The organism is Hungatella hominis (genome assembly GCF_014288005.1).
GTDB classification, from domain to species: Bacteria; Bacillota; Clostridia; order Lachnospirales; family Lachnospiraceae; genus Hungatella; species Hungatella effluvii.
Map to the genome: position 1 here is coordinate 60,565 of NZ_JACOPB010000007.1, position 23,753 is coordinate 84,317.

General features: G+C 49.5%; 17 protein-coding genes. 7 read left to right on the top strand and 10 right to left on the bottom strand.

The genetic code is table 11. The features are described 5' to 3' along the window. Positions 1 to 70 precede the first annotated feature (70 nt). The 5 genes from H8S75_RS16370 to H8S75_RS16390 form a co-directional block, all read right to left on the bottom strand. Positions 71 to 1,507, bottom strand: coding sequence for a Sapep family Mn(2+)-dependent dipeptidase (locus tag H8S75_RS16370; RefSeq protein ID WP_187022564.1), 1,437 nt, complete (start codon positions 1,505 to 1,507; stop codon positions 71 to 73). Positions 1,508 to 1,515: 8 nt separating this feature from the next. Beyond that, positions 1,516 to 2,361, bottom strand: coding sequence for a carbohydrate ABC transporter permease (locus tag H8S75_RS16375; protein ID WP_187022565.1), 846 nt, complete (start codon positions 2,359 to 2,361; stop codon positions 1,516 to 1,518). Further along, on the bottom strand, positions 2,358 to 3,275 hold the full coding sequence (locus H8S75_RS16380) for a carbohydrate ABC transporter permease (protein WP_187022566.1): 918 nt from the start codon (positions 3,273 to 3,275) through the stop codon (positions 2,358 to 2,360). Before H8S75_RS16380 ends, H8S75_RS16375 begins: the two co-directional genes overlap by 4 nt. A gap of 82 nt (positions 3,276 to 3,357) precedes the next feature. Further along, complete coding sequence (locus tag H8S75_RS16385; protein ID WP_156832611.1) at positions 3,358 to 4,749, bottom strand: ABC transporter substrate-binding protein; 1,392 nt, start codon at positions 4,747 to 4,749, stop codon at positions 3,358 to 3,360. 12 nt (positions 4,750 to 4,761) lie between these two features. Beyond that, positions 4,762 to 5,733, bottom strand: a complete 972-nt coding sequence (locus H8S75_RS16390) for a uroporphyrinogen decarboxylase family protein (protein ID WP_187022567.1) — start codon at positions 5,731 to 5,733, stop codon at positions 4,762 to 4,764. 237 nt (positions 5,734 to 5,970) lie between these two features. On the opposite strand from H8S75_RS16390, the gene H8S75_RS16395 reads away from it, so the two are divergent. Both H8S75_RS16395 and H8S75_RS16400 read left to right on the top strand, forming a co-directional pair. Continuing rightward, positions 5,971 to 7,761: a cache domain-containing sensor histidine kinase gene (locus H8S75_RS16395; RefSeq protein WP_187022568.1), complete on the top strand. Its 1,791-nt coding sequence runs from the start codon at positions 5,971 to 5,973 to the stop codon at positions 7,759 to 7,761. Then, on the top strand, positions 7,755 to 9,254 hold the full coding sequence (locus H8S75_RS16400; RefSeq protein WP_187022569.1) for a response regulator transcription factor: 1,500 nt from the start codon (positions 7,755 to 7,757) through the stop codon (positions 9,252 to 9,254). The genes H8S75_RS16395 and H8S75_RS16400 overlap by 7 nt, the downstream gene beginning before the upstream one ends. Before the next feature lie 48 nt (positions 9,255 to 9,302). Here the strand turns inward: H8S75_RS16400 and recD2 are convergent, their stop codons facing one another. The 4 genes from recD2 to H8S75_RS16420 form a co-directional block, all read right to left on the bottom strand. Further along, on the bottom strand, positions 9,303 to 11,537 hold the full coding sequence (gene recD2 / locus H8S75_RS16405; RefSeq protein WP_187022570.1) for an SF1B family DNA helicase RecD2: 2,235 nt from the start codon (positions 11,535 to 11,537) through the stop codon (positions 9,303 to 9,305). A gap of 115 nt (positions 11,538 to 11,652) precedes the next feature. Beyond that, positions 11,653 to 12,651 (bottom strand): rod shape-determining protein, encoded by a 999-nt coding sequence (locus tag H8S75_RS16410; RefSeq protein WP_187022571.1) that lies wholly within the window; start codon positions 12,649 to 12,651, stop codon positions 11,653 to 11,655. Between the two features lie 836 nt (positions 12,652 to 13,487). After that, positions 13,488 to 13,637: a hypothetical protein gene (locus tag H8S75_RS16415; protein ID WP_187022726.1), complete on the bottom strand. Its 150-nt coding sequence runs from the start codon at positions 13,635 to 13,637 to the stop codon at positions 13,488 to 13,490. After that, on the bottom strand, positions 13,601 to 15,157 hold the full coding sequence (locus tag H8S75_RS16420; protein WP_002601802.1) for an ABC-F family ATP-binding cassette domain-containing protein: 1,557 nt from the start codon (positions 15,155 to 15,157) through the stop codon (positions 13,601 to 13,603). The genes H8S75_RS16415 and H8S75_RS16420 overlap by 37 nt, the downstream gene beginning before the upstream one ends. A 164-nt stretch (positions 15,158 to 15,321) precedes the next feature. Here H8S75_RS16420 and H8S75_RS16425 point away from each other — a divergent pair, with 164 nt between their 5' ends. The 5 genes from H8S75_RS16425 to H8S75_RS16445 all read left to right on the top strand — a co-directional run bounded on the left by H8S75_RS16425 (position 15,322) and on the right by H8S75_RS16445 (position 21,440). Then, positions 15,322 to 16,287, top strand: coding sequence for a putative ABC transporter permease (locus tag H8S75_RS16425; RefSeq protein ID WP_110322934.1), 966 nt, complete (start codon positions 15,322 to 15,324; stop codon positions 16,285 to 16,287). 180 nt (positions 16,288 to 16,467) lie between these two features. Further along, a complete protein-coding gene (locus tag H8S75_RS16430; protein ID WP_187022572.1) occupies positions 16,468 to 17,124 on the top strand; it encodes a TetR/AcrR family transcriptional regulator in 657 nt (218 codons plus the stop codon). After that, positions 17,108 to 18,340: an MFS transporter gene (locus H8S75_RS16435; protein WP_187022573.1), complete on the top strand. Its 1,233-nt coding sequence runs from the start codon at positions 17,108 to 17,110 to the stop codon at positions 18,338 to 18,340. Before H8S75_RS16430 ends, H8S75_RS16435 begins: the two co-directional genes overlap by 17 nt. A gap of 3 nt (positions 18,341 to 18,343) precedes the next feature. Then, positions 18,344 to 20,665, top strand: coding sequence for an ABC transporter permease (locus tag H8S75_RS16440; RefSeq protein ID WP_187022574.1), 2,322 nt, complete (start codon positions 18,344 to 18,346; stop codon positions 20,663 to 20,665). A gap of 16 nt (positions 20,666 to 20,681) precedes the next feature. Beyond that, positions 20,682 to 21,440, top strand: a complete 759-nt coding sequence (locus tag H8S75_RS16445; RefSeq protein WP_187022575.1) for an ABC transporter ATP-binding protein — start codon at positions 20,682 to 20,684, stop codon at positions 21,438 to 21,440. Positions 21,441 to 21,984: 544 nt separating this feature from the next. Here H8S75_RS16445 and H8S75_RS16450 read toward each other — a convergent pair. Then, positions 21,985 to 23,721: a phospho-sugar mutase gene (locus tag H8S75_RS16450; RefSeq protein ID WP_187022576.1), complete on the bottom strand. Its 1,737-nt coding sequence runs from the start codon at positions 23,719 to 23,721 to the stop codon at positions 21,985 to 21,987. Positions 23,722 to 23,753: the final 32 nt, after the last annotated feature.

Below are 23,753 nucleotides of genomic sequence, written 5' to 3' on the forward strand. Positions count from 1 at the left end.
GTGCGAAGCCGTATCGGAGTATAGTCCCATTATACCATCTATGTTCTGTTTTTCAATCTCTTTCATCTTTTTAAGACTCTGGATTTTTTCTTTTTCCACTCCGCACTTTATATAGATCATTTAAATTCATGAAGGCATGAATGTAGACCTCCATCGCTTTCTTAAGACTGGATACCGACTGAATTTCATCGCAGCCATGGCCTCCCCCGTGGCCGGCAGGCAGCCCAAGCTCAGAGTAATCTTTCGGTATGCCCGGCCCAAAGCACACGGTATTCGGTATCATTCCCGCATAGGTATTGCCTCCCATCACATACGGTTTTTTCCCATCCTTCACCACATGATCATACGCAGACAGCAGCGCTCTTACCTCCTCTGAATCAATACTGCCGCAGTAACCATCCCGGTGCTCTTCAGCAGAGACCGTAAAACCATAACGCTCCGCCGCTTTCCTCAGCTGTTCCACCATCTCCCCGGCATTGACCGAAGGCTGGTATCTGATATCCATTGTCAGGCGAACGGTCCGGCCCTTCATCTCCAGCACAGTTCCGGCACATGTGAGATCATCAAAAACCGGATCGCCCACCGCAATCCCCAGTTCTTTTCCATACCCATCCAGACAGGCTTTTTGCAGAAATTCCAAAATATGTTTTTCCTCTTTTTTCAACCCGATCCCCCGTTTTAGAAGCCTGCCAGCCAGACCTATGGGGTTTACACAGCGATCCGGTGCCGCCGCATGTCCTGGTGTCCCATTTATTGTATAGCTCACGATGGACCCGGATACCTCTCTCCTGATCATCACCCCCAGCCGTAATGCCTCCTCTTCCATATCCCCCATATCTATGGATCGGTCAATACGGATCACAGCTTCTGCCGGTACACTGTTGGAGGCATCCCCTGCCGTCATATCGATTATCCCTTCTGGGACCGAATCCCGTTCCAGAATCACCACGCATCTGCCCTTTTCCCCATAACACAACGGAAAGCGGCAGTCTGATACAAATCCGAAATCGGGAGCCGGCCATTTCGTCAGATAATAGGCCGCGTCAGCCATTCCCGTCTCTTCACTCAGTCCACAGATCTGACTGATACGAAAGCATGGCTTTATGTTATGCTCCTTCATATATCTGAGGCAGTAAAGAACCGTGATGACCGCCCCTTTATTATCTGAAACCCCTCTTCCAATCAGAAAGTCTCCCTTTCTCGTACAATCCCACGGGGGATAGGTCCAGCCTTCACCGGCCGGAACAACATCAAGATGTCCCCATACCTGTACTTCGCTTTCACCGTCCCCGTAGAGTATCTTTACACAGCGGTTATCGCAGTTCTCCGTATGAAATCCATACTGAGCCGCAATTTTTATCATACTGTGCGCCGCTTCTACCACATCATCTGACTGCTCCTGTCCCGGCCGCGAGACACTGGGGATATTCACCAGTTCTCCGATATCCCGGACCAGTTCTTCCTCATGCATATCAATCCATTGTCTGATATCAGCCTCTCGATCCATATTTCCTCCTATCCCTTAATTCCGGAAGATACGATTCCATCCACCAGATACTTCTGAAGCAGAATAAATATAATAATCAGCGGCAGAATGGAAAGTACCGACATTGAGAACATCGCTCCATAGTCCGAGGTAGAAGCCGGATCACAGAACAGCTTCAGCGCAAGGCTGATGGGATACCGTTCTGATTTATTTACGTACAAAAGAGGCGACAGAAAGTCTTCCCATCTCCACATAAAAGAAAAGATGACTGCGGTAATAAGGGCCGGTACTACCAGCGGAAAAATGATCCGGAAGAAAATGGAATAATAGGAACAGCCATCTATCTTTGCCGCCTCGTCAAGCTCCGTGGGGATTCCATTTATAAAGTTCATGATCAGATATACGAAAAATCCCTGAATAGCAAAGCAGTAGGGGACAATCAGAGGAAGATACGTACCAACCCAGCCCAGCTTCTGATACCATAAGTACTGGGGAATCATAAGTACCTGGGCCGGAAGCATCATGGATACCAGCATTGCGGCAAACAGAAGCTTCTTTCCAAAAAAACGGCATCGTGAGAAGCTGTATGCCACAAAAGCGGAGGACAGAATGGTGCCGAACGTCGCAAGAGCTGCAATGAAAAAGGAATTTTTAAAAAAGGTGCCAAAGCTTACTTTTCCGAACCCTCTCCAGCCATTCTGATAATTCTCCAGGGTAAACCGCTTTGGTATCAGCTGCCCGGCTGTCGTGAAAATAGTGTTCGTCTCTTTAAAAGAGCTCATTACCATCCAGAGCAGTGGATACACCATAATGAACGCTCCGATCCCAACCAGAAGGTGGTAAACAATTTTTCCGGCTATTTTTTTGCTTTTCATGATCTTTCATTCCCTCCTTCATAAACCCAGAACTTTTTCGACCAGAACAACAGTACCGTAATCATGGCGATAATCACCAGCATCACCCATGCCATTGCCGCGCCATACCCCGTGTTATAGAATTCAAAGGACTGCTGGTACATATAGACGCTGTAGAACAGTGTTGAACTCATCGGCCGCCCCTGAGTAATAATAAAGCACTGCGTAAACGCCAGAAACCCGTTAATCATCTGCATCACCAGATTAAAGAATATGGTGGGGGTCAAAAGCGGCAGCGTAATCCAGAAAAACTGGTTGATTTTTCCCGCCCCATCCACTCTCGAGGCCTCGTAAAGGGAGATTGAAATCTGCTTTAATGCGGAAAGAAAAATCAGCATGGAAGAACCAAACTGCCAAACTGCCAGGAGAATTAAAACCCATATCGCGGTATTCTTGCTTCCAAGCCAGGAAAAATGGCTGTTGACTCCAATCAGCTGAAGCAGATGGTTAAACGTTCCATCCTCTGCAAAAAGCCGTTTCCACAAGATAGAAATCGCTACCGACCCGCCAATAATTGACGGGAGATAGTAAGCCGCCCGGTAGATTCCTGTCGCTTTCGTCGTCTGCTTGAGAATCAGGGCTACAATCAGGGCAAATACCAGGCGCAGCGGAACTGAAACCAACGCATAAAAGAATGTCACGGAAATTGACTTGTAGAAGGTTTCATCCTCCGTAAACATTTTTACATAATTGCCAAGACCAATAAATTTGGGGGCGCCCAGAATTTCAAATTCACAAAAAGAATAATACAGCGACATTCCCATGGGAATGACCATAAACACAAAAAAACCAATGATAAAGGGCAGTGCAAAGACGACGCCCGCCGTGCTGTTTTTGCTGAATGCCATTTTTAATTTAATCCATTTTTTATCCATACAAACCACCGCCGTTCTGATAGATTCGAGCCATTCTGGGCAGTAAAAAGGCTGCCGCTCTTCTGCAGCAGCCCTCTGTAGCCTACGATTGCTTACTCTGTAAAATTTTCGTTCCCTGGTTCAACAGCTCCTCTGCTGCTGCCTCGGGGGTAATCTCCTCGTAACAGACCTTTTCTTCCATTTTATATACCACGTCATAAACCTCTGTGGCTCCGTTGGGAGATGCCGGGCTGACCATGGAGCACTTTGGAGTCACCACATTGTTAATATAATCAACTACCTTCTGGTCTGATTCGCTCATATCTGATGCAATTGCCTCTGCAACTGCCGATGATACAGGCACTCCACGCTCTCCTAACAGAATCTTGTTGCATTCCACGGAGTTAGTCCAGTAATCAATGAGTTTTGCCGCCTCTTCCGGCTGACTGCTGTCAACGGAAACCGAGAAGAACATGCTGGGTTTCAAGTAATTGGATTTGACCGCATCATCGGATGGCCACGTAGTGATGCCGATCTCCATGCCCTCCGGAGCTGCATTCGTGACGGCATTCATATTATTGGAAAAATAAAACGCACACCAGGACATATTGGACGGATCCGAGCCATAGACTAAAGGCTCCTGTTCCGGCTGTCCGATAGATCGCTCTGCAAATACACTCGGATTGATCAGCCAGCCCTCATCAATTCCCATTTTATAAAGGTTAAAATATTCCGTCAAGTTTTCCTTTGATGCTCCGATCGTACCGTCTCCGAATAAATACTCGCCCTTTGAGCGCAGGAAGAAATCCAGCCATGAGGTTCCATTGTTATACTGAAGATTCGTTTTGTATCCCGTCTTCTCATTTACCTGCCTGCAGATCTCCAGGAATTCTTCCATTGTCATGTTATCCCTGATCTCGATTCCATTTTCCGTAAGCAGGGTCTTATTATACAGAAGTGCCGGCGAATTTACCCCAATGCAGACGGCATACAGGCCATCTCCGATTTTTCCGAATTCCTGTACTGTCTTATCCACATTTTTCAGATCGATGACGCCGCTGTCCACATACGGCTGTAAATCTACCAACATGCCGTTATCCACGTACTGTTTGATATAGGCCTTGTCCATCTGTACAACGTCAGCCATGGTATGGCCCGCCGCGGAAGTCGCCAGCTTATTCCAGTAATCCGCTCCTGAGAGGAACTGTCCGTCAAACGTAACTCCGGGATTTTCCCCTTCATAGAGTGATAATGCTTCCTGTGTCAGTTCTGCCCGCTGCTGGCTCCCCCACCAGGTTATGGTCAGTTCCGTTTTTTCACCGGATTTTTTATCTGCCTCTGTCGTCGTTTCTTTTGTTTCCCTACTCTCCTGTCCCGTCGTACTCTGAGCTGCCTGCGTGGTATCCTGCTGCTCTTTTGCCGGGCTGCCGCTGCATCCGGTAAGTCCTGCCGCCATAATCACGGCCGCTGCCATTAGCATCACTCTCTTTTTCATATTCCTTCTCCTTTATAATTTTCTTGCGGTCTCCACCGCTAATTTGATTCTCGATAAATCCTGTTCGGTGGCCACGGTGCAGTCAGCACCGAGAATCAGCCCCTTCCGTCCATACGACTCCACGATGGAGTGAACGGTGTTGATCAGAGCCTCCTCACTTCCGGCTGCCAGCACCCCCTGCCGGTTAGCCAGACCTCCCATAACTGTCTTCTGATGAAAGATTTCCCGGCCTTCCCTGATGGAGCAGGGTACTTCAAATGTTCCCCAGTTCACCACATCATATAGATTTTCATCGTAATCCCGGTAATAGTCCAGATTCACATCCCGGTTGCACACATGAAGGAAACAGTACCCTCCCGCGTCTTTTACTGTTTTCATAATCATCTGGTCAAATGGCGCCACCCACTCTAAAAACTGTTCCCTTGTAAGTCCAAATCTTCTCTCCGCTCCCAGGGAGGCCACAAACACTCCGTCAAGCCCTGCTTCTATGTATTTGACAGCCAGTTCACAGAGTCCGTCTGTTATTCTCTTCATGGACTCCAGCACTTTCTCCGGTGCCTCGTTAAGCCACGCATCGAAGATTTTTCTCGATTGATCATATCCATAACCAAGTGATTTGAACGGATGGTACATGGCTGAGGTGCCCACACTGTGAAGTGTACCGATTGTAAAGCATTTCCCGTCCGCCTCTTCTAAAATCCGTTTAACCAGGTCCAGCTGCCTCTTCATAAATGGCTGTTCTGCTGATATCTTCTGGAAGCTCTCATAATCCTGTCTGGTGATAAGCTCATGATCACAGGTCACCAGGTTTTCATTCATAATTTTCAGAATATCCGTATCCGTCTGCTTCAGAAACTGAATATGCGCGTCAACCGCGCTCTCACCATTTGCATACTCCGGCGGAAAATGCATGGAAAAGCAGGAAGGAATTCCATCCGTCTCTTCTCCTCTGACCGCCCGTATTACACGTTCTCTTTTTGTCATGTTCCTTCTCCCCTATCGTGTCTTTACAGTCTCACGCTCCGCCGCTTTCTCTTTCAGCGAAGTTCCTCATCGACTGATCCCAGTATATCACCCGGCCTCCACAATATTAATCCAATATTCCGGTATCATATGTCAAAAAACCGGCTTCTCCATGGCTTGTTCTTGCTTTTTTCTCTGTGTTTTCTTATGATTATAGTGTCAGGGACACAGCTTGCGGACAAATAAGGGGGAAACGATATGATGGAACTTCTGGCCACTAAAATAAAACTGCTATTTTCCAATACGTCTTTAAAAAGAAAGATTCTTACGATTGTTCTGGTCTCCATCTTCCTGATATCAGGAGTCAGTCTGGCCGGGCTGCAGATCGTTTCTAACGCTTATTTAAAGCTGTTAAGAAATACCATTGCCAATAATCTCTCTTATTCTGCGACCACGATCTCTTATTATTTGTCCAATATCGAAACCATGTCCGGACTCATGCTGTCCGACTCGAATATACAAAACAATCTTGCCGATGTCAGACATTCGGACAATCCGCGTATTCGGACTGAAGCGTACAAGAATCTATCCTATACGGTTTTGGAATACTATCAGCAGTATAAGCCTAATTTTATCAGTTATATTACCCTTAACAACCCTGATTTTATCACCTATTCGAATTTTCTCGGTTCGCGCAAAACTCCCGAAGAGATTGAACGTACTGTTCTCGACGCCGCTCAGGCCGCAGACGGCAGGCCTGTATGGATCAGCGACTACGGAAAAGATTACGGAATCTTTATGGGACGCCTGATAAAAAATATCCAGAGCTCCAATCTGGAAGAGCTGGGCACGCTTCTCGTATCTCTGGACCTGGAAGCGCTTATGGATTCTTTAAACAAGGATAACTCGATGTACGAGGATCCCCAATACTATATACTGACAGGGGATACCATTATTTATAATGACAATCCCGTCTCAGCTTCCATTCATGACCAGCGCCGGAAACCTTCCGGGCAGAGCTATGAGATCATGACAATTGACAGACATAAGTACTTTGTGACGGAAGAGACGATTCCCGGCTTTGACTGGACTTACGTTTGCTATGTCTCTTACGATCCCATATTTCAGTCGGTATCATTTGTACGGACACTCAGCATCTGCATGATTATCCTGAGCATCCTGTCAGCCATTGCATTTTCGGAATCCATGATATCCTTCATCAGCTGCCACACCAGAGGGCTGATTCGTAAAATGGAAGTCTTCAGTACCGACGAAAATGCAGTCATTGAAAGCGATTACGATTACAGCTGCCGCAAAGACGAGTTCGGTCTTTTAAACCGGCAGTTTGACCACATGGCCGAAAAGATCAGAAATCTCATACAGGTAAACTATGTAAACGAGTTATGGAAAAAGGATGCGCAGCTTAAGGCTCTGGAAACCCAGATCAATCCGCATTTTTTATACAATACTCTGGAATCCGTCAACTGGCGTGCACAGGTGGCCGGCAATATGGAGATATCATCCATGGTGGAATCGTTGGGCACTCTGCTCCGTGCTACACTCAGTAACTCCACCTCCCATTTTGATCTGAAGAAGGAGCTGGAAATCGTAACCGCATACATCACCATCCAGAAATACCGATTCGAAGACCGCCTGGAGTATTCCATTCACTGCAACGAGGCATGGTATAACGCTCAGATCCCCAAGATGTGTATCCAGCCTCTCGTGGAGAATTCCATTAATTATGGTCTGGAGGAGTCCACAGAGCTCTGTACCATAGAAATCACCATCGAGCATCAGCCGGAATCGGATACACTGACCGTTCTGGTCAAAAATGACGGCTCCCTCTTTGAAGATCACCTGTTGGAAAAACTGCGTTCACAGGAAATAAAGCCCCATGGCTTTGGCATTGGCCTTATTAATATCAACGAACGGATCAAGCTGATGTTTGGAAAAGACTACGGTCTTACCCTTTACAATGAAAACGACTGGGCGGTTGCCAGAATTATTATGCCTTATATCACGGATCAGGAGGGGATCTTATGTTGAAAATGATAATTGCCGACGATGAGCGCGTCATAAGGGAAAGCATTTCCTGTCTCATTGATTGGGAGAAACTTGGTGTGGAATTGGCCGGATTGTGCAGAAATGGCCTGGAAGCTTACGATATGATTATCGACGAGGCACCGGATATTGTCCTGACTGATATTCGGATGCCGGGAATGGATGGTTTGGAACTGATCAGAAAGGTCTCACTCATGGATCTGGATACATGCTTTATTATTCTGTCAGGATACGGCGAGTTTGAGTACGCGAAGGAAGCCATGAAGTACGGGGTCAGGCATTACGTGTTAAAGCCCTGCAACAAGTCATTGATCTCGGACTGTATTGTGGATGTTGCGAAAGACTGTTACGCAAGAAAACGCACACGTTCCCTGGAAGACGGCCATTTTCTTCTGACCAGCAGCATGCACCATAATATTGTCTCCAGTGTTATCAGTGAAAGCCTGGGACAGAATAAGGCTCTGCCGGAAATCATACGGTCCTATGAGCCGTATCTCGACTTTTATTCCACGCCATACCAGCTTTTCTATGTATTTTATCTGGAGATCGGCAGCCTTGAAGTATTTCTTCAAGAGCTGAAGCATTACTGTGAGCAGACTATGCTGCAGATTACCATACACGGAACCTACGTACACAATACTCTTCTCCTGTTTTTTAAGGACTATTCGGCAGACTGCGGAATGCTGGAACAGTTTATAAAGCAGCTGGCGCTTCCCATCAAGCCTGTAGAACTGGAAATCCAAAAAGAGACTTATCACAGTCTGTGTGAACTTCTGGAAGTGATCCTGGTCAAGTTAAAGCGGTTCAGTATTATCTATTATCTGAACAACTTTCATTTGCTTTATACGTGCAATTACAACTACCTCATGTCTGAGGCGGAAAGACTGTATCAGGAGTTAAAATCCGGATCACAGGACAGCTTTCAAAGCCTGTCGGAGCTTCTTCTGGGAATCGAAGACACTGCATTTTTAAAACAGCTTTCCGGAAGCCTGCTCTTGAAAGCCTCTGCCGATAATCCGGCCTTTTCCGCCATCAACCTGACGGAATGGCTGTTTGAAATAGATGCTGAAGCGGATCCGGCAAAACTGAAATCACGGATTCTGGATCACTTAAAACGACTGCTCCTTCTACCGCCCAAAGATACCAATACCAGCTCCATGATTGATCAGATCACTACCTATGTGGAACAAAATTTAAGCAACTCAGGATTGACGTTAAAATTTATCTCCGAGCAGGTTCTCTTTATGAATGTGGATTACGTCAGCAAACGATTCTTTAAGGAAGCAGGCCGCAGATTTTCCGACTACCTGACCGATATTCGGATTATGAGGGCCAAAGAATACATCGCTGCCGGCGAGAAGATTCAGATCATCGCAGAAAAAGTTGGCTGCGGCAATAATCCCCATTATTTTTCCCAGCTCTTTAAGAAGAAAACGGGGATGACCCCCAGCGCATACAGCGACAGTCTCCGAAAATAACAGCCGAAACCGGGCGGCATATTCATCTGCCCGGTCCGGCTGTTTCATTTACTCCTGGAGCACGGTTTCATAAATCTCACAAATCCTCTCCCTAAGCCCCGAATACCGTCTCTGCTCCATCTCATTATCCACCATGGCCTGGAACACCTCCGGCACTCCCACCAGGCAGACACAGGCCCTGGCCCGCGTCACTGCGGTATAGATTAAATTCCGCGTCATCAGCATCTTCGGACCGCTGAAAATGGGAATCACCACGGCGGGATACTCGCTTCCCTGTGATTTATGGATGGTGATGGCATAAGCCAGCTCCAGTTCCTCCATCTGTTTGAAGCTGTATTCCACCATACGGCCCTCATCGAACTCCACGGTAACCAGCTCCGCAAATAAGTTGATCTCACGGATGATTCCGATATCCCCGTTGTAGATTCCGGTTCCCTTGTCCACAGGGATCCCGTATTTATTCCGGACTTCCCACTCGATGTTGTAATTATTTTTGATCTGCATGACCTTGTCGCCCACACGGAAGGTCACGCCTCCGCTCTCCTTCTCCAGCTTGCTCTTATCCGGCGGATTTAGATATTCCTGCAGGATGGTGTTAAGCCGTTCCACCCCCAGCGCGCCTTTCCGCATGGGAGTCATGATCTGGATATCGTAGGGGTCTGCGCCCACATACCCCGGCAGTTTCTTCTGTACCAGGGTAATCATGGCGTTGATAATCATATTAGGATCATCCCGCTTGATAAACAGGAAGTCATTGCTCTTCTTTCCCAGGGGAACCGTCTCACCTGCATTGATCTTATGGGCGTTGACGACGATATCACTCTGGCTCGCCTGCCGGAAGATTCTGGTTAACATAACTACGTTAAAACAGCCTGCCTCGATGACGTCTTTCAGCACATTGCCGGGGCCGACGCTGGGCAGCTGATTCACATCACCCACCAGGATCAGTCTGGTTCCCGGATTGACCGCCTTTAACAGAGACTGCATCAGATGGATATCCACCATGGAAGTCTCATCGATGATGACGGCGTCCGCGTCAAGGGGATTCTCCTCATTTCTTTCAAAATGCATGCCGATGGAACGCTCGTCCCCCGGCATACCGGAGATTTCCAGCAGCCGGTGTATGGTTCTGGCCTCATAACCGGTGGCCTCGGTCATCCGCTTCGCCGCCCGGCCAGTCGGCGCTGCCAGAAGGATCTCCATCTCCTCACTCTCAAAATACCGGATAATGGTGTTGATCGTCGTCGTCTTTCCGGTTCCTGGTCCGCCCGTGATGATAAGAAGTCCGCTGTTTACCGCTTCCACCACAGCCTGCACCTGTTTTTCGTCCAGCTCGATCGACTCTTCCTTCTGAATCTGAAGCAGCTTCTTTCTGATCTTCTCTTCCGGCTCCCGGCCCCTGATATTTAAATCGTGGAGCATCCGCGCCACGCCCATCTCCATGTAGTAATACTGGGAGGCATAGACAACACGAACGCTCTCCGACTCCCGGATCACCAGACGCTTGTCGATCTGCATGTCCATCAGATGTTTTTCGATGGCTTCCGGTTCTACCCGCAGGAGCTCCGCTGCCTGGGAGAGGAGGTCCGTCTCCGGTAAGTACGTATGGCCATTGCCGGTGGCCTGAAGAAGCGTATAGAGAACGCCGGATTTAATGCGGAAATCCGAATCCGTGAAGATTCCCACCCGCTTGGCGATCTCATCCGCCATCTTGAAGCCCACGCCGGCGATATCGTCTGCCAGCTGATATGGATTTTCTTTAATAACCGTATAAAGCCTGGGGCCATATTCCTGATAGATTTTCACGGCCAGACTCATGGAAATGCCGTATTCCTGGAGGAACATCATAGCCTGGCGCATCTCCTTCTTCTCTTCCACCTGCTCGGAAATCGCCATGGCCATCTTCTCGCTGATCCCCTTCACTTCGGATAAACGCTCCGGCTCTTCCTCCATAATACGGAAAGTATCTGCCTTAAAACGCCGGACAATCCGGGCCGCCAGCGCGGCTCCGATTCCCTTTACGGCGCCGGATCCCAGGTAACGCTCCATGGCGGCCGTATCCTCGGGAGCCTTGATCTCGTAGGTTTCTACCGTCATCTGTTCCCCATAGACCGGATGCTCGGTCATGGGGCCGGTGGCTTCCACCATCTCGCCCTCGCTGATATAATGGAAATTGCCGACCAGAGTGTATTCCTCTCCTTCGTCCGTAAGGCTCAAGACCGTATAGCCATTTTCTTCATTGCGATATTTAATTCGTTCTACAAATCCGCAGACCGTCGCCATGGTCTTCCCCCTTTGTCGTCATAGAAAAAATACAGAAAGCAGGCAGTCACAAAACAAGCCCTGCCGGAATCCTATGATCCGCCAGGGTTGTCCTGCAACTATCCTGCTCAAATGGTTAAAATTCAGACTTACCGCCGTCATGGGTGAACTCGATAAACTTTCCTGTACCGATCGCAACTGCCGTAAGCGGATCTTCCGCGATCATGGTATTGATTCCCGTCTTCTCCTCGATCAGAGAATCCAGGCCGGAAAGCAGGGAGCCGCCGCCCGTAAGAACAATGCCGCGGTCAAAGATATCGGCAGCCAGTTCCGGCGGAGTTCTCTCAAGTACGTTGTGTACGGCGTCCACGATCTGCATGGCCGGTTCTTTCAAGGCATCCAGAGTCTCATCGGAGGTAACAACAATCGTCTTCGGGAGACCGGTAACCAGGTTACGGCCTCTAACCTCCATGGTCAGAACTTCCGGTCTGCGGTAAGCAGCACCGATATTAATCTTAATCTCCTCTGCGGTTCTCTCACCGATCAGAAGATTGTGTTTTTTGCGCATATAACGGACCAGCGCCTCATCGAAATCATCGCCGGCCACCTTGATGGACGTACTCACTACCGTACCGCCCAGGGAAATAACGGCGATATCGGAAGTACCTCCGCCGATATCTACGATCATGTTTCCGCAGGCCTTGGCGATATCGATGCCTGCGCCGATGGCAGCCGCAACCGGCTCTTCGATAATCGCTACTTCTCTGGCGCCCGCCTGATACGTAGCGTCCTCTACCGCCTTCTTTTCAACCTCTGTGGCTCCGCTTGGAATGCAGACGCTGATTCTCGGCTTTCTCAGTGTTTTCTTGCCTACGGCCTTGTTGATGAAATATTTTAACATCTTCTCCGTTACGGTATAATCGGAGATAACACCCTGGCGAAGCGGTCTGACTGCGACGATGTTGCCCGGCGTTCTGCCGATCATCAGTCTTGCCTCTTCCCCGATTGCCTTGATTTTATTCGTGTCACGGTCGATTGCAACTACGGAAGGTTCTTTTAACACAACACCTTTCCCTTTAATATACACAAGTATGCTGGCGGTACCTAAGTCGATACCGATATCATTGGACATCATAATTTATTTCCTCCTGTTCGCTTAAACGGTTCCCAGAGTTTCCTTTATCTGTTTTTCAAATTCGGGTTACTGGCCCTAATAGTTGTTTCAATCCACGCTCGATAATTTCACAGAGTGCGACTACATCTTATAGATGTGCGGCTTGACTTCATGTCAGTGGGGATACCGATTTCTCTCCGCCCGCCACTGCCGTTAAGCTTGTTTTTGACATTTCAGCCCTCCACCTGTAGAGGTGGGGGAATTCTCGCTTGTTTTGTTAAATTTCGTTTATCTCCCTTATTATATACAATAACAACCTGTTTTTAAAGGGTTTTTTTTATTTTTATTATGTTTATGGTTTTTTTATGTCCAATACACACTTTGGTCACAATTTCCCCGTATACTGAGAATACGTTATCCGAGAGGATAGCGGGCCTTTGTTTCAAGTAACTTACTTGAAATCACAAAGCTTTTTCATACTCATACCGGATGGTCATAAGATCATCCGGCCCCCCTAAAGATTAGTTCCCGCTTCGATCCCCCTCGGAGCGGGAATTTTGTCTGTATAAAGGAATTCGGGAACCGAATGAAAAAGGACGTTCGGGGAGCAGGGCACAAGAAAAAGAAACATAAGAATAGCATACCCGGTTTTTACGAAATAATTTTAAATAAATACTTCATAAAGTTATAACCTTTTTTATTTTTTCTTAATGGAAAGTCCACAGATTGCACACAAATTCCTGATATTATATAACTAATCACAAAACAGTGATTAACACAAAGCTTTTTCATACTCATACCGGATGATCCAAAAAATCATCCGGCCCCCCTAAAGACATTATCCTAATTTATTATACCTACCATTCCCAATAGTTTAAAGAAGCAGCCGCCTGGAACAAGGCGGCTGCTTCTTTATTATCATCATTCCTTCCCGGCGCCCTGCCGGGAAGGAACGGAATATCAATTTCTTCTATGACAGCTTCAGCGCCCACTCCCGGCAATCCCATACCTTTGTCGCCACGCCCTCATAAAACTCCGGCTCATGGCAGATTAAGAGGATACTTCCCCGGTACTCCTTCAATGCACGCTTCAGTTCTTCCTTCGCCTCCACGTCCAAATGGTTGGTCGGCTCGTCCAGCAGAAGCACGTTCGTTTCCCGGTTAATGAGTTTACATAATCTCACCTTTGCCTGCTCACCTCCGCTCAGGACACGGACCTGGCTCTCGATGTGCTTGGTCGTCAGGCCGCACTTGGCCAGGGCGGAGCGGACCTGGTACTGAGTATAGGCCGGAAATTCCTTCCAGATCTCCTCGATACACGTCGTCTTGTTGCCGGGCGCCATCTCCTGCTCGAAATAGCCGATCGACAGGTAGTCGCCAAGCGTCACCTTTCCGTCCAGCGGCGGTACCAGTCCCAGAATACTCTTTAAGAGCGTCGTCTTTCCGATTCCGTTGGCGCCGACCAATACGATCTTTTCCCCACGCTCCATACGGACGTTTAGCGGTCTCGACAGCGGTTCGTCGTAACCGATAATCAGATCAGTGGTCTCGAAGATCGTCTTTCCCGCGGTTCTCGCCTCCAGGAAATGAAATTCCGGCTTCGGTTTCTCCCGCGCCAGCTCGATGACATCCATCTTGTCCAGCTTCTTCTGTCTGGACATGGCCATGTTCCTGGTTGACACCCGGGCCTTGTTGCGCGCCACGAAGTCTTCCAGCTCCGCAATCTCCTGCTGCTGGCGCTTATAAGCTGCCTCCAGCTGCGCCTTCTTCACGGCATGGACTTCCACAAACTTATCGTAGTCTCCCACATAGCGGTCCAGACTCTGATTCTCCATATGATAGATGATATTCACCACGCTGTTCAAAAATGGAATATCGTGAGATATCAGAATAAAGGCGTTTTCATACTCTAATAGGTAACGTTTCAGCCACTCGATGTGCTGTTCGTCTAAATAGTTGGTCGGCTCGTCCAGAAGCAGGATGTCCGGTTTTTCCAGAAGCAGTTTTCCCAGCAGAACCTTGGTCCTCTGGCCTCCGGAGAGCTCGGTGACATCCTTATCAATGCCGATATCCGTAAGCCCCAGGGCCCGGGCCACCTCCTCCACCTTGGAGTCTATAATATAGAAATCGTGGGCCATCAGAAGGTCCTGGATCGTTCCCAGTTCTTCCATCATGGTTTCCATCTCTTCCTCTCCCGCTTCGCCCATGCGGTCACAGATCTCATTCATCTGTTCTTCCATCTGAAACAGAAATGCAAACGCGGACTTTAACACGTCCCGTATCGTCATTCCCTTTTCCAGAACCGTATGCTGATCCAGATAGCCGACGCGGACGCGCTTCGCCCATTCAACCTTACCTTCGTCAGGCTGAAGCTTTCCGGTAATAATATTCATAAATGTGGATTTGCCTTCGCCGTTGGCTCCGATTAAGCCGATGTGCTCTCCCTTTAAGAGACGGAACGACACATCGCTAAAGATGGCCCGGTCTCCAAATCCATGTGTCAGATGTTCAACGTTTAATATGCTCATTCGTAAACTCCTCAATCTTCTTATTCTTTACCCATTTTACATGACAACCGCCGTTCTGGCAAGGGGAAAGAGCGCGCCAAGTTTGGGTTGTAAAATTCGACAAAAACGTTTATGATATAGTATAGATCGTTAAGTCGATAATTTTAAACGAAAGGATTTTACTTATGTACATATACACCTGGTATCAATGGCTCCTCTTTTTCTTCATTTACTGCTTCATAGGCTGGATCATTGAATCCACATACGTTTCCCTAAAATGCGGCCATTTCGTAAACCGCGGCTTCTTACGCCTTCCGCTCCTCCCGTTATATGGAAGCGGGGCCATCATCATGCTCTGGGTCTCCCTGCCGTTCCAGGATAACCTGTTCCTTGTTTTTCTGTCCGGTATGATCGGCGCATCCGCACTGGAATACGTCACCGGCTGGACCATGGAGCGCCTGTTTAAAATGAAATACTGGGACTACACCAACAATCCCTTCAATATTAACGGCTATATCTGCCTGGGCACCTCCATTGCCTGGGGCTTTCTGACCATTGTGCTGACAGAATTTATTCACCGCCCCGTGGAAACCGTGGTCCTGGATTTAAACCCCATCGTGTGCATCGTCTTATGCGGCATTATCGGAGCCCTGTTTGTGGCCGACACGGTGGAATCCACGAAAGAGGCCCTCGATCTGGGCCGCGTGCTGGAGTCCATGACAAAGATGAAGGCGGAGCTGGAGGAGATCCAGGTGCAGATGGCTCTCTTAAAGGCAGAAACCGCGGACAAGCTCTCCGACCTGCGTGACGAGCAGATTCAGCGGGCGGCCAACCTAAAGGGCGAAGCCGCTGTAAAGATCACCACCTTGAAAGCAGAAACTGCCATGCGTACAGAAGAGACCATAAACGCATTAAAGGAAAGTGCGGAACGGGGCCTCGAGGCCGCTTCCCTCTTCAAGGAGACTGCAGGCAAGGCAGTCCCCGACTTATCCTCACTGAGTGAACGTCTCCAGTCCCTCACAGAAAACAGGGACAAGCTATCCAAACATCTGGGCTTCTACCGCAAGGGCCTCTTAAGAGGAAACCCGACCGCTTCCTCCAGACAGTTTGGAGAGGCGTTAAAGGAATTAAAGGAACGTCTGAAAAACTAAATAGCAAAAAGCAGAGTGAAAAGACTGGAAAAAACAGAGCAGAAACATCGGCTCTGTTTTTTTGTATCATAAATGCTGCCATATTTTTTATTCTTTCTCTTTACAAACAGATCAGAGTATGGTATTCTCTTTTATAGACCGACAGCCAGTCGGTAATGAATCGTAAAAGGAGACGGCACAATGAGAACGGTAAAAGAACCCGAGATACGTAAAAATGAAATTTTGGATGCGGCAGATACACTTTTCGCCCGGAAAGGCTTTGACAATACCAGTACCGGCGATATTTTAGAGATGGTCGGAATCGCGAGAGGAACCCTGTACTACCATTTTAAATCTAAAGAGGATATTCTGGATGCCCTGATTGACCGGTATAACAGGCAGATCCTGAGTGCGGCGCAGGAGGCCGCGTCCGACAGCAGTCTCTCCGCCAGAGAACGTCTGATCCGTACGATACTGGCGCTGAATGTCAGCCAAAAGGGCGGTCAGGAGCTGAAGGAACAGATGCACCGGCCGCAGAACGCGCTGATGCACCAGAAGACACAGATGGCGGTATTAAACGGCGTCACTCCGATTCTGACGGGGTTAATCCGGGAAGGCGCGGAGGCCGGATACTTTCAGACTCCCTACCCAAGGGAGTGTGTGGAGATGATTATGGTCTACAGCAACGTCTTCTTCGACGATGCCACGGAAACCTCAGAGGAACTGAGAGACGAGCGGACGCAGGCGCTTATCTTCAATATAGAACGGCTGCTGGGAGCAGAGACCGGGAGTCTTGCGTCGGATCTTATGAGGGTGTTCGGCAGCAGAAAGGTCGAGAGGAATGAAGCAGACAACTAATTTTAATAAATTTCTTCTCCTCTGGACAGGAGAACTGGTTTCCGCCATCGGAAGCGGACTCACCTCCTTCGGGCTGGGCGTATACGTCTTTCAGCAGACAGGTATGGCCTCCGCCACGGCACTCGTCACACTGCTGGCCTTTGCTCCGGGACTGATTCTGGGTGTTCCTGCCGGGGTTCTGGCAGACCGTTATGACCGCAGACTCTTAATGATACTGGGCGACGGCCTGTCCGCGCTGGGACTCCTTTTTATCCTGTTCTGCCTCTCTAAGGGGGAGGCCGCGTTGTGGCAAATCTGTGTGGGCGTTACCATAAGTTCTGTGTTTTCCTCGCTTCTCGATCCCGCCTACAAGGCCACGGTGACCGACTTGCTGACGCCGGAACAATATACGAAGGCCAGCGGTCTGGTAGGCGTCGCGGGATCTGCGAAATACCTGATTTCTCCGGTACTCGCAGGCCTGCTGCTCACTATCTCCGATATTCGTCTTCTGCTTCTCTTAGATACCGCTACCTTTTTCTTGACGATTACTGCGACGCTGGTCGTCCGGAAAGGGATCGACTCCAGGAAGACAATGGAGAAAAAATCCTTTACCAAAGAATTTTCGGAAGGATGGAATGCCATCACACAGAAGAAGGGCGTGCTGGTGCTGGTTATTCTGTCTTCTGCCATCACATTTTTCTTAGGCTTTATCCAGACGCTTTTCGGCCCGATGATCCTGGGCTTCGCAGACAGCACTGTCCTCGGTGTTTCCGAGACCATCTGCGCCTCGGGCATGCTCATCTCCAGTCTGGTGATCGGGACGGTCAGTTTGAAGAAAAACCGCGTGGTTATCCTGTCTGCCGCCCTCTTTGCAGCGGGGATCTTCATGGCCGGTTTTGGAATCAGGGAAAACATTGTAGTTATCTGCACTTTTGGATTTCTTTTCTTCTCCTCCCTGCCTTTTGCAAACGCAGCGCTGGATTTTCTCGTCCGCACGAATATTGCCGATGATTTCCAGGGCAGAGCCTGGGGGCTGATCGGTGTCCTGTCACAGCTGGGATACGTGGCCGCTTATGCAGTTTCCGGCATTCTGGCAGACGGTACCGGCGCGCTGTTTTCCATCGGCTCCGGGAGAGGTTCCGGTCTCCTGATCGTCGCAGCCGGTATTTTCCTGGCCGCCATATCCTTTCTGCCCTGCCGGATTAAATCCGTGAGGGCCCTTGAAGAAACGAGGTAAGTTATGAACTATTGCCGCATCATCCGTAACGATATCAGAAAAAGCCGGCTCACCACCATGATCACTTCCCTGTTTGTGGCGCTGGCCGCCATGCTCGTCTCCCTGGCCGTTATTCTGGCTCTGAACCTTGCAGGCGCCCTGGACCGGCTGATGGTGCAGGCAGAAACACCCCATTTTATGCAGATGCACTCCGGTCCGCTGGATGCTGAGCCCTTAAACCGTTTTGCCTCACACCATGAGGCCGTTGACCGGTATCAAATTCTGGAATTTTTAAATATTGACAACGGGGGGATTGAACTGAACGGCCAATCCCTGATCAGCAGTACGCAGGACAACGGTATTTCCACTCAGAGCGGTGCGTTTGATTACCTTCTGGACCTGGATGGAGCCGTCATTACCCCTGCCGTCGGAGATATCTACGTTCCGGTCTGCTATATGCAGGAAGCCGCCATGAAGACAGGCGACACCGTCTACGTCTGTGGAATTCCGTTTCGCACAGCCGGATTTCTGCGGGATTCACAGATGAACTCCATGCTCTCTTCCTCCAAACGCTTCCTCGTAAGTCCCCAGGATTTTGAGCGGCTGAGAGACCTCGGAACTATGGAACATTTAATCGAATTCCGTTTAAAAGACTTGTCGGCCCTGGATGCCTTTGCCGCTGATTATATGGCCGCCGGACTTCCTTCCAACGGTCCGGCCGTCACATACCCGCTGTTTCGCATGCTGGGCGCCTTATCCGACGGCATGATGATCGCCGTGATCCTGCTTCTCGGTTTCCTGACCGTGATGATCGCCTTCTTATGCATTCGTTTTACGCTCCTGTCCCAGTTGGAATCCGACTACCGGGAACTGGGTGTGATGAAGGCGGTCGGCCTGCGCGTCTCCGACATAAAGAAATTGTATCTCGCCAAATATGCGGCAATTGCCGCAGCTGGATGCATGGCAGGCATCGTTCTGTCATTCCTGCTTAAGAGCCTTCTTCTTCAGAATATCCGTCTAAATATGGGAACCGGCGGAAACGGGACGGCCTCCTTATTCCTCGCACCGGCGGGCGTTTTGATCGTGTTTTTTGCCATTTTGCTTTATGTAAATGGAGTTTTGGGACGTTTACAGAATATATCCGCCTCTGAGGCCATGCGGCGCGGTACCGGGCCGATAGCTTCCGGCGGCGCCGGCCGGATGGCTCTGAGCCACAGCCATTTTTCCAATGTCAGCATTTTCCTGGGAATCCGGGATGTACTCCTGCAAAAGAAGCTGTACGGCGTCAATTTCACCGTACTTCTCTTTGCGGCATTTCTCCTTGTGATTCCCATCAATCTGTATACCACCATGTCGTCCAGGGGCTTCGTCACCTACATGGGAATCGGTAACTGTGATCTGCGGATCGATCTGCGCCAGTCAGACCATTTGGCAGAAGATGCCGCCCGGATCGCCCGGGAGATGGAACAGGACGACTCCATTCTCCGCCATACTTCGCTGATTACCAAGGCATTTCAGGTGGAAACGCCGGACGGCACCGTTCATAATCTACTGACAGAGCTGGGGGATCACCGGGTATTTCCTGTTTCCTACGTAAAAGGGCAGGCCCCCGTCTCCCCCGATGAGATCGCCCTCTCTGCCATGAACGCCGAAGAACTGGGCAAGAACCCGGGAGACAGACTCACACTGATTACCGGCAGCGGTACACAGACCATGACGGTAAGCGGAATCTATTCCGACATCACCAACGGGGGAAAAACGGCGAAGGCCGCCTTCCCGGCGGATTCAGATGATACGGTATGGGCCGTCATCTACGCCGGACTGAAGGATCCCTCGATGCTCTCACAGACTGTCCGTGAATATGGGGACACATTTCACGATACGAAAGTCACGGATATCCGTGATTACGTCGCCCAGACTTACGGACCAACGCTGAACTCCATCCGCTTGGCGGCCATCGCTGCGGCTGCGGTGGCTCTTGCGCTCACCGGTCTGATTACACTGCTGTTTGTCAACATGCTGACCGCAAAGGACCGCTACTCCATCGCCGTGATGAAGGCCTCCGGGTTCACGGCCGGGGACATCCGGCTGCAGTATATAAGCCGTTTCGTACTCGTATCCGTGTGTGGAGTCTTTGCCGGAATCCTTCTGGCCAATACTGTAGGCGGGGCATTGGCCAGCCTGGTGCTCTCCGGTTTCGGCGCCCCCTCCTTCCGCTTTGCGGTAAACCCTCTCCTGTCCTGTCTGCTCTGCCCGCTTCTCATGATCTACACCGCGGTCTCCGCCTCACTTGCCGGCACAAAGGGAATAACGAAGATCACAATAGCTGAATATGGAAAGGAATAGCATGGAAAGAAATAACATGGAAGAAATCATACACGCAAAAAACATCATCAAATCGTTTCAAGAGGGATCCGAAAACCAGCGCATCCTGGATGGCATCAGCCTGTCGGTTCGCGAAGGCGAATTTATCTCGGTGATGGGTCCCTCAGGTTCCGGAAAATCGACGCTGCTCTTCGCACTGAGCGGTATGGACCGCATCGACAGCGGCAGCGTATCCTTCTGCGGCAGCGAACTGTCCGCCTGCACGGAAAACCAGCTGGCAGACCTTCGCCGGACACAGATGGGCTTCGTCTTCCAGCAGCCCACTTTGCTGAAGAATTTAAACATGTTGGACAATATCATCCTCCCTTCCCTGCGGGATAAAAAGAAGGACGTCTCCCGGATCACCGAAAAGGCAAGATCACTCATGAAGGAGACCGGAATCGGGGAGCTGGAGGACAGGGATATCTCCCGTGCCTCGGGCGGACAGCTCCAGCGCGCCGGAATCTGCCGCGCTCTCATGAATAACCCGCGAATCCTGTTTGGCGATGAACCTACCGGCGCCTTAAACTCAAAATCCGCCCAGGAGATCATGGATATATTTACGGAAATCAACGCACAGGGAACCGCAGTCATGCTGGTAACGCACGATGCCAGGATCGCAGCCCGCACAGAGCGCGTCCTGTTCCTGTGTGACGGCAGAATCGTGCGCGAGGCTCATTTCCCCAAATATACCGGGAAAGATATGGAGCAGCGGATGGAAAAGATCATGGTACTTATGAAAGAAGCCGGGATATGAATGTTTGACGACTATAACAGTTCAGCCCTCGCTTCCAGCCGCTGCGGTTGGAAGCGAGGGCTAAACTGTTACGTTTGGCTTTCGCCGCAAGACAAAAAAGGATTGACTTTTCCATAATTTTATCATATCATAATCTTAGCCAAATAAATGCTGTGAAAGGTTATAGACTCAAAACGAAAAGCCCCAGAGTTACCGCTCTGGGGCTTTTCTTGCTCGTTATGGTGAGCTGTCCCATTTAGGCTGCAGCTGCCTATTTATCCCCATCCAGCCATTTGCATATGTAGTAGCCAACCACACTTGCTCCGACAGAGATTATAAATGCCGTGATAATATCGGCCATAGACTCACCTCCTTTCTATAGGAGGTTTGACAGCGTCTTCAGAATACCACAATTTCTGATATTTATCTACATTTTTTTAGAGTATTTTAAGAAATAATTTCTGCTGTGAGCAGTAACTGCTGCGCATATATAGCGGTCCTGAATCATTTGAAAAACGCCTGTGTTTTGGTTCCACAGGCGTTTTTACACTTCATTATTATTCTATCACATCATGGAATCCACCATGGCCATCACCGCTTCACCCAGCTTCGCAGATTTCTCATCCGCATCCGCAAGGGAAGTGCCCTTGATCCCATAGTAGAACTTGATCTTCGGCTCTGTGCCGGATGGCCTTACACACAGCCATGCGTCATCGGTCAGATCGTAATAGAGAACGTTTGATTCCGGAAGTCCGGTCGGTTTTACTTCGCCGTTTTCCATATCCTTAATGGTATCCAGCTTGTAGTCCCTGGCAGAGACCGTTCTGTATCCGCCCACTTCGGTTGGTGTGTTGTTTCTTAATGTATCCATGATGGCCTGGATCTTTGCCTGGCCCTCGATTCCCTTCAGTCCGATGGACTTGACGGCGTCTTTATAGTAGCCGTACTTCTCATAGATGGCAATCATGGCATCCCATAAGGTCATGCCCTTCATCTTATAATAAGCGGCCGCCTCACAGAGCGCTACAGTGGCGGAAATCGCGTCTTTATCACGGGCATACGTACCGATCAGACAGCCATAGCTCTCCTCCAGACCGAATAAATACGTTCCGTATCCCGTGTTCTCTTCTTTTAAAATCTGCTGGCCGATATACTTAAATCCGGTCAGAACCTCAATCAGCTCGCATCCGTAGGACTTCGCCACCGCGTCAACCAGATTGGTGGTAACGATGGACTTCACCACCTGTCCATCCTCCGGAATGGCACCGCGCTCCTTCTTCTGGCTCAGCACGTATTCACATAACAGGGAACCTGACATGTTGCCTGTAAGCGGAATGTAGTCGCCGGACTTCGCGTCTTTTACGTAAACGCCGAGACGGTCTGCATCCGGATCGGTCGCCAGCACTAAATCGGCGTCCTTCTCCTTTGCCAGAGCAAGGCCCAGTTCAAAGGCTTCCTCTGCCTCCGGGTTCGGATAGCTGACGGTCGGGAAGTCTCCATCCGGAAGCTCCTGTTCCGGAACCACATATACATGGGTGAAGCCGATCTCAGCCAGTGCTCTCCTGGCCGGAATGTTGCCTGTGCCGTGGAGTGGAGTATATACAATCTGAATACTGTCCTGCATCTTGTCGATCGCTTCCTGATTCACTACCTGGGCTTTTACCTGCGCGATGTATTTATCATCAATGGTTTCGCCGATGATCTCGTACTTGCCTGCTGCCTTTGCTGATTCCACATCGGTGGTCTTTACCGTGGAAAGGTCTGTGATCGCCAGAACCTCCGCGGTTACTCCCTTGTCGTGAGGCGGGGTAAACTGTGCGCCGTCCTCCCAGTAAACCTTGTATCCGTTATACTCAGGCGGGTTATGGCTTGCGGTGATGTTAATACCGGCAATGCAGCCCAGTTCCCTGACTGCGAAGGAAAGTTCAGGAGTCGGACGCAGGGATTCGAACTTATAGGCCTTAATACCGTTGGCCGCCAGAGTAAGGGCCGCTTCCTCTGCAAATTCCGGAGACATATGTCTGGAATCGTAAGCGATTGCCACGCCTTTATCTGCGCCGCCCTGCTTGATAATATGATTGGCAAGCCCCTGGGTTGCCCTGCGGACCACATAAATATTCATACGGTTGATTCCCGCGCCGATGATGCCGCGCAGACCTGCCGTGCCAAATTCCAGATCCTGATAAAACCTTTCTTTAATTTCATTCTCGTCCTCTTTAATGGACCGGAGTTCTTCTTTCGTAGCCTCATCGAAGTATGGATTAGCCAGCCATTCTTCATAAATACTCTTATAGTCTTTCATAAAACACAATACTCCTTTCTCTCCATTCTGTT

Excerpts from the sequence above, each read along its gene's own strand:
- H8S75_RS16370 (WP_187022564.1), bottom strand. The coding sequence starts at position 1,507 with ATGGATCGAGAGGCTGATATCAGACAATGGATTGATATGCATGAGGAA.
- H8S75_RS16375 (WP_187022565.1), bottom strand. The coding sequence starts at position 2,361 with ATGAAAAGCAAAAAAATAGCCGGAAAAATTGTTTACCACCTTCTGGTT.
- H8S75_RS16380 (WP_187022566.1), bottom strand. The coding sequence starts at position 3,275 with ATGGATAAAAAATGGATTAAATTAAAAATGGCATTCAGCAAAAACAGC.
- H8S75_RS16385 (WP_156832611.1), bottom strand. The coding sequence starts at position 4,749 with ATGAAAAAGAGAGTGATGCTAATGGCAGCGGCCGTGATTATGGCGGCA.
- H8S75_RS16390 (WP_187022567.1), bottom strand. The coding sequence starts at position 5,733 with ATGACAAAAAGAGAACGTGTAATACGGGCGGTCAGAGGAGAAGAGACG.
- H8S75_RS16395 (WP_187022568.1), top strand. The coding sequence starts at position 5,971 with ATGATGGAACTTCTGGCCACTAAAATAAAACTGCTATTTTCCAATACG.
- H8S75_RS16400 (WP_187022569.1), top strand. The coding sequence starts at position 7,755 with ATGTTGAAAATGATAATTGCCGACGATGAGCGCGTCATAAGGGAAAGC.
- recD2 (WP_187022570.1), bottom strand. The coding sequence starts at position 11,537 with ATGGCGACGGTCTGCGGATTTGTAGAACGAATTAAATATCGCAATGAA.
- H8S75_RS16410 (WP_187022571.1), bottom strand. The coding sequence starts at position 12,651 with ATGATGTCCAATGATATCGGTATCGACTTAGGTACCGCCAGCATACTT.
- H8S75_RS16415 (WP_187022726.1), bottom strand. The coding sequence starts at position 13,637 with ATGGGATTGCCGGGAGTGGGCGCTGAAGCTGTCATAGAAGAAATTGAT.
- H8S75_RS16420 (WP_002601802.1), bottom strand. The coding sequence starts at position 15,157 with ATGAGCATATTAAACGTTGAACATCTGACACATGGATTTGGAGACCGG.
- H8S75_RS16425 (WP_110322934.1), top strand. The coding sequence starts at position 15,322 with ATGTACATATACACCTGGTATCAATGGCTCCTCTTTTTCTTCATTTAC.
- H8S75_RS16430 (WP_187022572.1), top strand. The coding sequence starts at position 16,468 with ATGAGAACGGTAAAAGAACCCGAGATACGTAAAAATGAAATTTTGGAT.
- H8S75_RS16435 (WP_187022573.1), top strand. The coding sequence starts at position 17,108 with ATGAAGCAGACAACTAATTTTAATAAATTTCTTCTCCTCTGGACAGGA.
- H8S75_RS16440 (WP_187022574.1), top strand. The coding sequence starts at position 18,344 with ATGAACTATTGCCGCATCATCCGTAACGATATCAGAAAAAGCCGGCTC.
- H8S75_RS16445 (WP_187022575.1), top strand. The coding sequence starts at position 20,682 with ATGGAAGAAATCATACACGCAAAAAACATCATCAAATCGTTTCAAGAG.
- H8S75_RS16450 (WP_187022576.1), bottom strand. The coding sequence starts at position 23,721 with ATGAAAGACTATAAGAGTATTTATGAAGAATGGCTGGCTAATCCATAC.